Origin of the sequence: Mycobacterium sp. smrl_JER01, assembly GCF_048513595.2 — a bacterium.
In the GTDB taxonomy this organism is placed as follows: domain Bacteria; phylum Actinomycetota; class Actinomycetes; order Mycobacteriales; family Mycobacteriaceae; genus Mycobacterium.
This window is the reverse complement of record NZ_JBLXXK020000001.1, coordinates 2,623,283-2,636,555: the sequence shown is the minus strand read 5'-3', so window position 1 is coordinate 2,636,555 and position 13,273 is coordinate 2,623,283. Positions and strand designations below refer to the sequence as shown.

The following is a 13,273-nucleotide window of genomic DNA, read 5'->3' as shown; positions in this document are numbered from 1 at the left end:
TTCGCATCACCGGCCAATAATCAACCTTTTCTTTGATCAATCATATGGTTGATTAATAAGGTAAGCATGGCGCGATGGCCTGTCAAGACGCGGGCCGGCAGTGTGCGCGTCAGCGTCGGCGGCGGATGATCGCTCGTAACTTCTCCACCCGGGTCGAGATCTCCCGCTCTGCTCCGTGACTCGTCGGCTGGTAGTAGCCGACACCGACGAGTTCATCGGGCGGATACTGTTGCGAGGCAACACCGCCCGGATGATCGTGGGCGTACTGATAACCGACCGCGTGGCCCAGCTGCTGGGCCCCGGAGTAGTGCCCGTCGCGTAGATGCGCAGGAACCAGACCTGCCTTACCGGCGCGGATGTCGGCCATCGCCGCGCCCAGCGCGGTGGTGACGGCGTTCGATTTGGGCGCAGTCGCCAGGTGCACCGTGGCGTGCGCCAAAGTCAGCTGCGCCTCCGGCATCCCGATCAGCGCCACGGTCTGCGCCGCGGCCACCGCGGTCGGCAGCGCGGTCGGATCCGCCATCCCGATGTCCTCACTGGCCAGGATCATCAGCCGGCGGGCCACAAAGCGTGGGTCCTCCCCCGCCACCAGCATCCGGGCCAGGTAGTGCAGCGCGGCATCGACGTCGGAACCGCGGATGGACTTGATGAACGCGCTGACGACGTCATAGTGCTGGTCGCCGTCACGGTCATAACGCACCGCCGCTTTGTCCAGCGACTGCTCGACGACCTCGACGGTCACCTCGTTGCCGCTTTCGCTGGCCACTTCGAGCGCGGTCAGCGCCCGGCGCGCATCGCCGGCCGAGAGTGCGACGAGCTGTTCCACGGCTTCGTCGGTGACCGGCACCTTCCCGCCCAGTCCTCGCGGGTCCTCGATGGCACGCTTGATGACCGTGGCGATGTCGTCGGGGGCCAGGGGTTGCAGTTGCAGGATCAGCGAGCGGCTCAGCAGTGGTGCCACCACCGAGAACGACGGATTCTCGGTGGTCGCCGCGACGAGCAGCACCACGCGGTTCTCCACCGCAGCCAGAAGCGCATCCTGTTGCGTTTTGGAAAACCGGTGCACCTCGTCGATGAACAGCACGGTCTGCTCGCCACGCATGGCCGCGACCCGGGCGCTCTCTATGACGGCCCGCACCTCCTTGACTCCCGCGGCCAACGCGGACAACGCCTCGAAGCGCCTGCCGGTGGCTTGCGAGATCATCGATGCCAGCGTGGTCTTACCGGTTCCAGGCGGTCCGTAGAGGATCACCGATGCAGCACCGGACCCCTCGACGAGGCGGCGAAGCGGCGAGTTCGGCTTGAGCAGGTGTCCCTGGCCGACGACCTCGTCGAGGGACACCGGCCGCATCCGCACCGCCAGCGGCGACGCCGTCCCCGCGGGGGCGCCGGGCGGCCCTGTGGCGCGCGCCGAGGACTCCCCGGGCACATCGAACAGACTGTCGGACACGTTCCCTGCTTACACGGGTGCGGTGACGAAGTCGATGAGCTCCTCCACCCGCCCGATCAATTCCGGTTCCAGATCGGTCCAGTCCCGTACCCGGCCGCGGATCTTCTGCCAGACCGCGGCGATGTCAGCCTGATTGCGATGGCGCCAACCCAGCGCCGCGCACACGCCGTGCTTCCAGTCCTGACCCTTCGGGACGACGGGCCACTCGCGGATCCCGAGTCGTGCCGGTTTCACGGCCTCCCAGATATCGATGTACGGGTGCCCGACTACCAAGGTGTGCTCCCCCCCGGGCCCGCGACGCACCGCTTCGGCGATCCGCGCCTCCTTGGAGCCGGCGACCAGGTGGTCCACCAGCACACCCAACCGGCGGCCCGGACCGGGTCGGAAGTCGGCGACGATCGCAGCGAGGTCGTCGACGCCACCCAGGTACTCCACCACGACACCTTCGATGCGCAGATCCTCACCCCACACCTGCTCGACGAGTTCGGCGTCGTGGCGGCCCTCCACGTATATGCGGCTGGCGAGCGCGACCCGGGCGCGCGCATTCCCGACCGCGACGGACCCGGACGCCGTGCGCGACGGCGCCTTGGGCGCCGCCTTCTTCGGTGGCGTCAGGATGACGGGCTTGCCGTCGATCAGATAGCCGGGACCGACCGGGAACGGTTTGGTACGGCCGTTGCGGTCTTCGAGTTCCATCCGGCCGTACTCGACCCGCACGACCGCACCGACGAATCCGGTCTGGGCGTCCTCGACGACCATCCCGATCTCGATCTGCTGCTCGGTGGAGCGCGGTTTGCGCGCCCGGTGGGGGTTGTCGGCCAGTATGTCGGCGCCATAGCGATCAGCCACCGGGTGATCGTAGGGAGCGGGGAGCCGCTCCGGGGCGACCCCAGCCCGTGTGTTGCCTATCCGGCGTCGACGATCACATCCGGCCGATCTCCGACGACGGAAAACGGCCGGTTGAGCTCAGCTACCGGCGGCGGGATCGGGGCATGACCGGTCTTTGGGCGGGTGCGCACCGCTTCAGGTCGAAGTGTGGTGGGCGAACCGACGAAGAGCCTTATGGCCCTGCCGCGCTCGCCTGCGCGTCGGTACCGTCGCATGCCATGGCAGGGCCCGTCATCTACTGGCTGACCGAGGCCGCGGCGAGGGAGCGCAACCGAACCGGAGGCAAGGGAGCGAACCTCGCGGCGTTGGTGCAGGCCGGCATTCCGGTACCGGCGGGCTTCGTGGTGGCGACTCAGGCGTACCGCGACTTCGTCACCGCGCACGGCCTCGACACGGTGATCCGGCGCGAGTTGGACAACCTGGGCGAGGACCCCGACGCTGTCCATGCCGCGTCTGCCCGCATCCGCGCGGCATGCGAATCGGCACCGCTGTCCGCTGCGTTGCACGCACAGGTGACAGCTGCACACCACGAGCTGGGCGCCTCAGCGATGGCTGTCAGGTCTTCGGCAACCGCCGAGGATCTACCGGACGCCAGCTTCGCCGGACAGCAGGACACTGTGCTGAATGTGGTTGGCGTAGAGGCCCTCTGCGAGGCAATCCGACGATGCTGGTCCTCGCTGTGGTCTGCCCGCGCGATTGCGTATCGGCGGGACACCACGACCGGTGTGGCGCCGCAGGACATCGCCATCGCCGTCGTCGTGCAGTCGATGGTTCCGGCCGCCACGGCTGGGGTGCTGTTCACCGCCGACCCGCTCTCTGGCCGGCGCGATCGCTGGGTCATCGAGGCCGCGGCCGAGCTCGGCGAGGCGGTGGTCGGCGGCCAGGTCACGCCCGAGCGCTGGGTTCTCGATGCTGCCACCGGCCGCGCGGTCTGCACTCCCGCGCGCGCCTTGCTGTCCTCCGAGCAGCTCGAGCAGCTGGTCTCGCTCGGCGCAAAGGCCAGTGCCGTGTTCGGATGCCCGCAGGACGTCGAATGGGCGGTGGCCGACGACGGACGTTGTTGGTTGCTGCAGTCCCGGCCGATCACCTCGTTGTTCCCGGTGCCACCCGCCGACGGACCCGGGCTGCGGGTGTACATACCCGTGATGCTGGTCGCCCAGGGGCTGGCCGAGCCGATGACCCCGAGCGGCAACGCCTTCTTCCGCACCATGACCGTCGGATGGTTCCGGTACTGGCTTTCGGGGCAGCGGCCCGACCCAAACGACGACCTCTCCGGGTCGATGCCGATCGTGGCGGACCGCCTCTTCCTGGACGTGACCGCGGTGCTTGCGCGGCCACGGTTGGCCGCGCGGGTGATTTCGAGCTTCGGCATGAAGGACCCCACGGGTAGCGCGGCATTGCGAATGTGGTTGTCTCAGAACGGCGATCGCCTCCAGCCCGCACGTCGTGGGATAACGCTTCCGCGGCGTCTTATCCGCCTGGTGCCGTCCCTGCTGACGGGGACGGCCGCGGCGGTTGCGGCGCCCAACCGGGCACGCCGCCGACTCGTCGAGCGCACAGAAGCCGACCTGGAACGCCTGAACCGGCACGCCGCGTCCCTCACCTCGCCCGTGGGCCAACTGGACTTCGTGGAACACCTGCTGCCCGCGGCGACGTGTGACATGGTGCTGCACCAGCTGTCCGCTGCGTACGGCGAATGGCTGCTGAGGGTTGTCATCGAACGCCTGGTGCACCGTTGGCTCGGTTCGTCGGCTGGATTCGCGCCGGTGCTCAGGTGGTTACCGCACGACCCGACCATCGCGATGGGGGCCGAGCTTGCCCGGCTGGCCCGCGAGCACGCCGCCGCGGGTCGTGAACCGACGGCCGACAGCCCCGGTGTGGCGGAGTTCCTCACCGCGTTCGGACATCGCGCGCCGGATCGCGAGGTCGACCTAGGGCTGCCCCGGCTGGCCGAGGATCCGACCTACGTGGTGGAGGTCATCAACGGATATCTGCGCTCGGGCGCGTGGGACTCCTTCGCCGCCGGCGCCGCGGAGGCGCGGGCGGCCTCCGACGAACTGATCGCCGACGTGCGTCGCCGACGCGGACCGCTGCGGGCCGCCGTGCTGCGAAACCTGTTGGCGCGCCACCTCGCCCTCGGCGGCCTGCGCGAGCGGCCCAAATTCGACATGGTGCGGGCAATGGCTCTGGGACGACGCACGCTGAGACGCTGCGGTGACACCTTGGTCTCGCGGGGTCTGCTCGGCGAGGCCGACGACATCTTCTTCCTCGCGGGGGCCGATGTGCGCGCGGCGCTGGCCGACCGGTCCCGCAACCTGCGGGCATGTGCCGCGGACAACCGGCGTTCGTTTCGGCGCGAGTTGCGCCGCCGGCAGATCCCGCGCGTGCTGACCAGTGAGGGCGAGGTGGTCTACGGATCGGCCACCACGTCCGCCATCGAGCCGGCCGGCGCCTTGCACGGCACCCCGTTGTCCCCCGGGGTCTGCGAGGGGACGGTACGGGTGTTGCACTCCCCGGTGGGCGCCCGACTGCAGCCCGGCGAGGTGCTCGTCGCCGCCAGCACCGACCCCGGCTGGACGCCCTTGTTCCTGCTTGCCGGGGCGCTGGTGATGGAGGTCGGCGGCGTGATGTCACATGGTGCGCTGGTGGCACGCGAATACGGGATACCGGCAGTGGCCGGGATCGAGAACGCCATCACCCATCTGCGCACCGGCCGGCGGGTACGCGTCGACGGCACCACCGGGTCGGTCACACTGCTCGGCCCGGGCTAAGCGAGTTGTTTGCCCTGATCCTCGACCGGCGCCCCGGCTTCGGCGAGCTTGGCCGGGTTGGACGTGACCTCGTCGATCACGGTGTGGATGAAGCGCATCTTCTCCAGCACCGGCGGCGGGAGCACGAACGGGTAGAGGTCGTCCTTGCCCATCGACCGGTTGACCATGTTGAGCGCCCACGCCAACGGCAGCCACAGGTCGATGAGGGTGTCGAAGCCACTGGGCCCCAACATTCTTCGATCGTAGGTGGCAGTAGCCGGAGCGAACCCGAACGCCGCCGCGGTATCCAGGGTGTCGCGGATGTGCAGATAGTGCGCGAAGGTCTCGGCCCAGTCCTCGGCAGGGTGCATGGTGGCGTAGGAGGACACGTAGTCGTCTTCCCAATTCACCGGTGCGCCCTCGCTGTAGTGGCGGTCCAGCGCGGCCTGATAGTCGGCCTCCGGATCGCCGAACAACTCGTGGTATCGCTGGAGGTAGGCCTGCGACGTCCCGATCAGCCGGTACTGGTAGTAATGGCCGATCTCGTGCCGGAAGTGTCCGAGCAGGGTCCGGTAGGGTTCGTCCATCGAGATCCGCAGTTGCTCGCGGTGGACATCGTCACCCTCGGCGAGATCCAGGGTGATCACCCCGTTTTCGTGGCCGGTGAACACCTTCTCGAACTGACTGGACAACAGATCGAAGGCCAGGCCGAACTGCGGGTCGACGTCGCGTCCGACGATCGGGAGATTCAGCTCGTGCAGTTCGGCGATCAGGCGGCGCTTTGCCCTCTCGGCGGAGGCGAACGCGGCGAGCGCCACCGTGTCGGCGTCATTGGGTCGGGTGCGGGTCAGCGCACACGACACGCACAACTTGGCGATCGGCCCCTTCTCGACCAGCCAGTTGCATTCGGCCAGGTGCAGATTGGCACAGAGCTGGAACTGGCTTTCGTCGACTGCACCGGCGTGTTCGCTCTCCTCGGGGGGAGCGATCACCAGCAACGCCATATCGGCGAGCGAGAATCCCAGGGCGCTATGGCAGTTGAGACAGACGGAGTTCTCGAACGCCAACCGCTGTCCGCAGTTCGGGCAGGTGAAGTCACGCATGCAGCAGCCCCCCTTCGTACGGCGCGACGTCGACGGAGACGTCGATCACGCTGCTTTCCGAATCGGTGTAGATGATGCCCCGCAGCGGAGGGACGTCGGCGTAGTCACGGCCGAAACCCACGGTCACGTATCGCTCGTCGACCATCTGATTGTTGGTCGGATCGAGCCCGAGCCACAGATTCTGCGGTGTCCACACCGATGCCCACGCGTGTGTCGCATCGACTCCCACCATGCGTTCCTTCCCCGGCGGAGGGTCGGTGGCCAGATATCCAGAGACATAGCTGGCGGCCAGACCGTTGGCGCGCAGGCAGGCGATCGCGAGCCGCGCGAAGTCCTGACATACCCCTTCCCGGGCTGCCAAAACCTCACCGACCTGGGTGGATACCGTCGTCGAGCCGGACCGGTAGGTGAAGTCGCGGTAGATGCGCTCGGTCAGCTCCCGCAACACGTCGATCAGCGGACGCCCCGCGGCGAAACTCGGCGCCGCATATGCCCGGATCTCGTCGGTGATCTCCGGCGGCCGCAGATCCAGGGTGAACTCGCAGGCCAATGCCCCGTCGGCGCCTACCGGCCGGGCGATCTCCCACGGCGCCCGAGCCGAGGGTCCGTCATACAGATCCGGCGGGGGCGGATCCACTTCGACGACCGATCGGCTGGTGATGGTCAGCGTGCGATGGGGGCGGGTGACGTGGAAGTAGGAGCTGATGTTGCCCCAGCCGTCCCGGCTGGTCGAACTGTCGGCGGCCTCCGGGTCCAGGACGAGCTCGTGGGACAGGCAGCGTTGACGGGCCGAGTCGCGCGGGGTGAGAAACCCGCGGCCATAGGAGCTGGTGACCACGTCGGAGTACCGATACTCGGTGCGGTGGGTGATCTGATAACACCGCCCGGCACCGGTGGGGGTCGGCCCGTCGCCGAAGGCCGTCACGGGAGCACCCGGCGCTCGTCGGGCCCCCACAGCGGCTGGATGTCGCCGGGCAGCGCCAGGTGGATCGCGGTGATCACACTGGACAGTTCACGTAGGTCATGGTGGATTCCGGACAGCAGGGCGGCGAAGTCGGCACGCCTGCCCTCGGCGCTGACCTGCTCCAACTCGTCGGGCTCGATCCGGCGCAGCCGAGCCGCGATCTCGTCGACCATCCGCTCAGGTCGCGACGAACCCGAGGCCCCGGGCAGCGATCGCAGATGGCCGCGCAAGCGCTCGAGCTGATAGACCAGCGAGCGGGGGTTGCCCATGTCGAAGAGCACCAGCTCCGCGACACCGGCCACACTGATCGCGCCCGGGTTGCGGCGGCGGTAGATGACCAGGGACTCACAGACGACCAAAGTCGACTCGGTGATCGTCTGCTCGGCTCCCGGCGTCCGGACCGTGGTCATGGTGGCGCGCAGCAGCGCGGTCAGCGCGAGCGCCCGCTCGATGCGTTTGCCGATGTCCATCATCGTCCAGCCGACGTCGTGCACCATGGACTCGGCGACGACGCCGGACAGCGCCAGCATCCCTGCCAACGTCAGGGTGCTGGTCGAGGACAGGAACGCGTCCCCCTCGGCCTTGGAATCCGGCGGTGTGTCGGGAGCGTTGAGGAGCGCACGTTCGAGGGCGGACAGCACCATCCAGGTGTCGTTGGACATCTGATCACGAACTGCCCGCGCCGCAAGGCCCAGCCGCTCCACCGATTGCGCCAGCGATCCGGGACGGTGCCGATCGGCGGTCAACGCCCACAAGGTGGTGGGCGCGGTGGCCACCATCTCGGCGTAGTCACCGCCGGCGCCGGTGTCGGTGCCGGTGATGGCACCCAGTGCGGTGAGCAGCACCGGGACGCACTCGCTGCCGTCCATCGTCCGGCGGTACCGGTACTCGTGATAGCGCTCGCGGGTGACGGTGAGCAGCCGGGCCATGTGTTCGGAACGCTCGGCGTAGCGGCCGATCCAGAACAGATCGGACAGCACGCGTGGGGAGCTGACTTCCTGCGTCGGACTCGAAGTGGCCAGTGCGGGTAGGCTCGGAACCGCCTCAACCGTGACCCGGCTGGGTGTGCGCACCCAGATATCTTTTGCTGCAACTGATTTGAGTCGGTAGGCGTTGGCATCGGGGGGGACCAGATAACCCAGGCCACCGATCATCGGCGCGTAGCCACCGCTTTGGGCGACGGTGAACAACCGCATGCCGACGCTCGACGAGGACAGCCCGGCGGGAAGGAAATCCGCGGGCGCCGAGGAGAACTGGGGAAGCTCCTGACCGATCCATTGCCACGGAGTGGCGCTGATCCTGGCCGCCAACGAATCACGCTGCGCGGCTGATAATTCCGGTCCGACGATGGTTTCCCCGCCATCGACAGGCTTAAGCAGCAGCGAGGACAGGTTGGCGAGCACATGCGACCGTTCGACGTCGATACCGGCCCAGTACAACGGAGCGGTCGCCAGCAGCGGTGTCTCGCCGAGCAACTTCTCTGCCAGCTCGGGCAGGAACCGCAGCAGGCCGGGACTTTCCAGCACCCCGCTGCCCAGGGTGTTGACCACGGTTACCGCACCACGGCGCAGCACCTCCACCAACCCGACCACACCGAGCCGGGAATCCGGCCGCAGATCGAGCGGGTCGGCGTAATCGGCGTCGACTCGGCGCAGCACCACGTCGACGCGCTGCAGCGTGCCCATCGAACGCATCCACAGCTTCCCGTCGCGCACCACCAAATCGACGCTCTCGACCAGCGGAAGGCCGAGCACGCTCGCCAGATAAGCCTGGTCGAAGGCCGTCTCGGAGTGAATACCCGGGCTCAGCACCACCACGACCGGCTCCTCGGCGGATTCCGGTGCGGCGTCGACCAGCGCCAGCCGAAGCGCCTGCGCCCAGGGCGAGGCGGGTCGCGGGGCGATCTGCTCGTAGAGCTCCGGGACGGCGTGGGTGATGACTCGCCGGTCGGCCAACGCGTATCCGGCACCGGACGGTGCCTGAGTCCAGTCGGCGTTGACGACGAATTCGCCGGACGGGTTCCGGCTGACATCGCAGCCGTGCAGGAACAACTGGTGGCGGCCGGGCACGTCGATTCCGCGGGCGGCGCGCACATATCCGGGGTGGGCGAACAGCAGCTCGGGCGGCAGCACACCGCTGGTGATCGAGCGCCGCTCCCCGTAGACGTCGGTCAGTATGGCGTCGAGCAGCCGCGATCGCTGCACCAGACCCGCCTCCAGCCGGTCCCAGTCGGATGCGGAGATCACCAGGGGCAGCGCGTCCAGACGCCACGGCCCGGGCACTGCGCCCCCGTCGCCTGCGGTGACCCCGTCGGCGGGGTGTTCGAGGTGGACGTAGGTGATGCCGTCGTTGTCGACCAGATCGCGGACTACATCTCTCAGCCGATCGAGACCCGCGCGGCCACGGTCCTGGACGCAGTCGGCGAGCTCGCGCCACGCCGGCCGCACTTCGCCCGCCTCGTCGACGAACTCGTCGTAGCCTGGCGCCGGTCCGCTGAACCGCGGGCGCACGTCGAACAACGCCTGCTGCGCCCGCATGGTGGCGTAGGGAGCCAGCGGGTTGTCGACGTCGATCGGTCCGGCACCCGGGTGGGGTGTCGGTGACGGTGCGGGATAGGCCATTACTGCAGAACGGTACGCACTCGCCGCAGATCGAGGATGCCCGGCGCGCCCACATCGGTCGACTGGCGCGCCTGCTTCTCCCTCAGCGCGGCGAGGTCGACCTTGCCGGGGGTGAACCCGCTGGCCTCGAAGCGCCGGCCGCGACGCGACTCGGCCTCCACCGCGTTGACCGGAGGACTGTCGTAGGCGCGCCCCCCGGGGTGCGACACGTGGTAGGTGCACCCACCGCGGGAAACCCCACTGGCTGCGTCGATGAGCTCGAAGCGCAGCGGTCCGTCCACGGTGATGGTCGGATGTAGCGCGCTGGGTGGTTGCCATGCTCGGTACCGCACGCCGCCGACCTGGACGTCGGGGTTGTCGGTGGCCAGCAGCGGTATCGGGTGCCCGTTGACCGTGACGATATGACGCTGCCGGTCCGCCCCGATCAATCGCACCTGCAGACGTTCGACGGAGGAGTCGACGTACCGCGCGGTTCCGGTTGCGGTCGCCTCCTCCCCCAGCACGTTCCATGGTTCGATGGCTTCGCGCAGCTCGATCTCCACACCACCGAGCACAGCGGTGCCGATGCGGGGAAACCGAAACTCGGTGAACGGGTCCAGCCAACTGGTGTCGAACTCGATCCCGTGGGCTCGCAGGTCGGCGGCCACCTCGGCGATGTCGTGAATGATGAAGTGCGGCAACAGGTAACGGCCGTGCAGATTGGCGCCGTGGCGGATCAGCGGCGCCCGCAGCGGCTCGTCCCAGAACCAGGCCACCAGCGAGCGCACCAGCAGTGACTGCACCATCGCCATCTGGGGGTGCGGGGGCATTTCGAAACCGCGCAGTTCGAGCAGACCGAGCCGACCCCGCGCGCTGTCCGGGCTGTAGAGCTTGTCGATGCAGAACTCCGCGCGGTGGGTGTTGCCGGTGATGTCGGTGAGCAGATGCCGCAGAGCTCGGTCCGGGAGCCACGGAGCGGAGCTTGCGGAGCGACCATGATCGGCAGCGGAGCTTGCGGAGCGACCATGATCGGCAGCGGAGCTTGCGGAGCGACCATCATCGGCAGCGGAGCTTGCTTCTGCCGTGAGCCGCGCGATCTCGGCGAACGCGATCTCAAGTTCGTAGAGCGCTTCGGGGCGTCCTTCGTCGACTCGCGGGGCCTGTGAGGTGGTGCCGATGAACCGGCCGGCGAACAAATAGGACAGCGACGGGTGCCGCTGCCAGTACGTGAGCAGGGAGACCAGCAGGTCGGGACGCCGCAGCAGCGGTGAATCGGCAGGCGTGATGCCCCCGAGGGTGATGTGGTTGCCACCACCGGTGCCACCGTGTGAGCCGTCCACGTCGAACTGTTCGGTAGCCAGCCGGGCCAGCCGCGCTTCGGCGTAGAGCGTCTCCAGTTGGCGGCGCTGCTCGGCGAAGCTGGCGGTCGGGGCCACGTTGACCTCGATGACGCCGGGGTCGGGGGTGATCGTCGTCGATGTGAGCCGTGGGTCCGCCGGTGGGCCGTAGCCCTCGATCACCACCGGGGTGTCGATCGCGGCGGCCGCGGTCTCGATCCGTTGGATCAGGTCGACGAAATGCTCCAATTCTTCGATGGGCGGCAGGAACACATAGAGCAGGCCGTCTCGGATCTCGCCCACGAGCGCGGTGGTGGGCACCCCGTCGGCGTGTTCGACGGTCGCGGTCCCCACCGGCGGTGCGTCCGCGACCCCGCCCAGTCTCCCCCTGGGTCGGGTCGGGTCGGATTCCATGACCGGTGGTGGCGGGTTCCAGCTGATGGAGTCCAGGGGCAGCCGTAATCCGGCCGGTGAGTCACCGTCGAGCAGCACGATCCGGCCGCGCCGCAGCTTCCAGTCCGCGCTCGCCCACCCCGTCTCGTCGGCGTGGCGATGCAGCGGCAGCACGTACGCCGCCGGTTCGGCGACGGACGCGTCGAGCCGGGTCAGCAGCTGCGCCCGGGCCTGCGGTGTGTCGTGGGCCAGGTCTTCCTCGGCCGCGACCGGGAGCCCGTCGGGTTGCCGCACCGCACCGGCCAGCCGCGCCAGTGCGTCCTCGTAGGCCGGACGGACCTGTCCGGCGGGCAGTCCGAGACTTTGGGCGATCGCCGCGAGCAGTCGACGCGCTGCGTCGGGCGTCGGTGTGCGATCGCGGGGTTCCTGTTGCCAGGGGTCGGCCAGCAGCGTGGCGTCCGTCCACAGCGGTTCCCCGTCGGTGCGCCAGAACAGCCCGATCTGCCAGCGGGGCAACGGCTCTCCCGGGTACCACTTACCTTGGCTGCGCTGCACCAGACCCTGTGGTGCCCACACCTTCTTCAATCGCGCCGCCAGCACCGAGGCCCGCTCGCGTTTGTGGGGGCCGTCGGCGTCAGTGGTCCACTCAGGGTCGACCTGGTTGTCGATCGACACGAAGGTCGGTTCACCGCCCATCGTCAGCCGCACATCCCCGGCCGCCAAGCGGTCATCCACCCGGCCGCCCAGCGCGTTGATCGCCGCCCACGACTGTTCGGTGTAGGGCAGCGTCACCCGCGGATCTTCGTGCACGCGGGTGACGACGTTGCTGAATTCCAGTGTGGTCTCGCAGGGTTCGGTGGCGCCGGTGATCGGCGCCGCCGACTCGGGGTGCGGAGTGGCCGAGAGCGGAATGTGGCCTTCCCCGGCGAACAGCCCCGACGTCGGGTCCATCCCGATCCAGCCGGCACCGGGAATGTAGACCTCGGTCCAGGCGTGCAGGTCGGTGAAGTCGGCGGCGGGCCCGGACGGCCCGTCGAGCGCTTCGACGTCGGAGGTCAGCTGCACCAGGTAGCCCGACACGAACCGCGCGGCCAGACCGAGCTGACGCAATATCGACACCAGCAACCAGGCCGAGTCCCGGCAGGAGCCGATCCCGGTGCGCAGTGTGACATCCGGGGTCTGCACGCCCGGTTCCATCCGCACCGAATAACCCACGTCGGCGTTGACCGCGCGGTTCAGCGCGACGAGGAAGTCGATGGTGCGGGTACCGGCGGCGACGGCGAAGTTCTTCACCCAGGCCTCGGCGAGGTCGCCGGGGCCGGATCCCTGTCCGGACTCGTCGACGGGGCGCAGGTAGGGCTTGAGGTCCTCGGCCAGCGAGCGCGGGTAGACGAACCCCGCCGGACCGGGCCAACGCTCGGCGTAGTCCTCGATGAAGAAGTCGAACGGGTTGACGACCTTGAGGTCGGCGATCAGTCCCACGGTGATGGTCAAGCTGCGGGTCCGAGAGGGGAACACCAACCGCGCCAGGAAGTTGCCGAAGGCGTCCTGCTGCCAGTTCACAAAGTGGTCCGCGGGTTCGACCCGGAGCGAATAGGCATCGATCGGGGTACGGGAGTGCGGCGCGGGGCGCAGCCGAACCACGTGCGGATGCACCTCGACAAGCCGGTCGAACGTGTAGCTGGTGCGATGCTCCAGCGCCACCTTGATCCCCATAGCGCTAGATCCCACCACACCGGAGTGCGCGACGCAGGCTGCGTCGGCGCCGCACGCCGCTGGGGCCGGCAG

7 protein-coding genes are annotated in these 13,273 nt (G+C 68.6%); 1 reads left to right on the top strand and 6 read right to left on the bottom strand.

The window, feature by feature from the left end:
* Positions 1-109 precede the first annotated feature (109 nt).
* Both ACNUDN_RS12505 and ACNUDN_RS12500 read right to left on the bottom strand, forming a co-directional pair.
* A complete protein-coding gene (locus ACNUDN_RS12505; RefSeq protein ID WP_419122240.1) occupies positions 110-1,450 on the bottom strand; it encodes a replication-associated recombination protein A in 1,341 nt (446 codons plus the stop codon).
* Positions 1,451-1,459: 9 nt separating this feature from the next.
* Positions 1,460-2,299, bottom strand: coding sequence for a DUF3097 domain-containing protein (locus ACNUDN_RS12500; protein ID WP_419122239.1), 840 nt, complete (start codon positions 2,297-2,299; stop codon positions 1,460-1,462).
* A 257-nt stretch (positions 2,300-2,556) separates the two neighbouring features.
* Between ACNUDN_RS12500 and ACNUDN_RS12495 the strand changes: the two genes are divergently transcribed.
* The gene (locus ACNUDN_RS12495; protein ID WP_419122238.1) at positions 2,557-5,109 is read left to right on the top strand and encodes a PEP/pyruvate-binding domain-containing protein; all 2,553 of its coding nucleotides are present in this window, start codon (positions 2,557-2,559) and stop codon (positions 5,107-5,109) included.
* Here the strand turns inward: ACNUDN_RS12495 and ACNUDN_RS12490 are convergent.
* Genes ACNUDN_RS12490 through ACNUDN_RS12475 form a run of 4 tightly spaced genes read right to left on the bottom strand, consistent with a single transcriptional unit; the run spans position 5,106 to position 13,201 of the window.
* The gene (locus ACNUDN_RS12490) at positions 5,106-6,191 is read right to left on the bottom strand and encodes a zinc-binding metallopeptidase family protein (protein WP_419122237.1); all 1,086 of its coding nucleotides are present in this window, start codon (positions 6,189-6,191) and stop codon (positions 5,106-5,108) included. The genes ACNUDN_RS12495 and ACNUDN_RS12490 overlap by 4 nt on opposite strands.
* Positions 6,184-7,116, bottom strand: coding sequence for a transglutaminase family protein (locus tag ACNUDN_RS12485; RefSeq protein ID WP_419122236.1), 933 nt, complete (start codon positions 7,114-7,116; stop codon positions 6,184-6,186). Before ACNUDN_RS12485 ends, ACNUDN_RS12490 begins: the two co-directional genes overlap by 8 nt.
* Positions 7,113-9,776 carry a circularly permuted type 2 ATP-grasp protein gene (locus ACNUDN_RS12480; protein WP_419122235.1) on the bottom strand — a complete coding sequence of 888 codons (2,664 nt, stop codon included), beginning with the start codon at positions 9,774-9,776 and terminating at the stop codon, positions 7,113-7,115. Before ACNUDN_RS12480 ends, ACNUDN_RS12485 begins: the two co-directional genes overlap by 4 nt.
* Complete coding sequence (locus tag ACNUDN_RS12475; protein WP_419122234.1) at positions 9,776-13,201, bottom strand: transglutaminase family protein; 3,426 nt, start codon at positions 13,199-13,201, stop codon at positions 9,776-9,778. The genes ACNUDN_RS12480 and ACNUDN_RS12475 overlap by 1 nt, the downstream gene beginning before the upstream one ends.
* Positions 13,202-13,273: the final 72 nt, after the last annotated feature.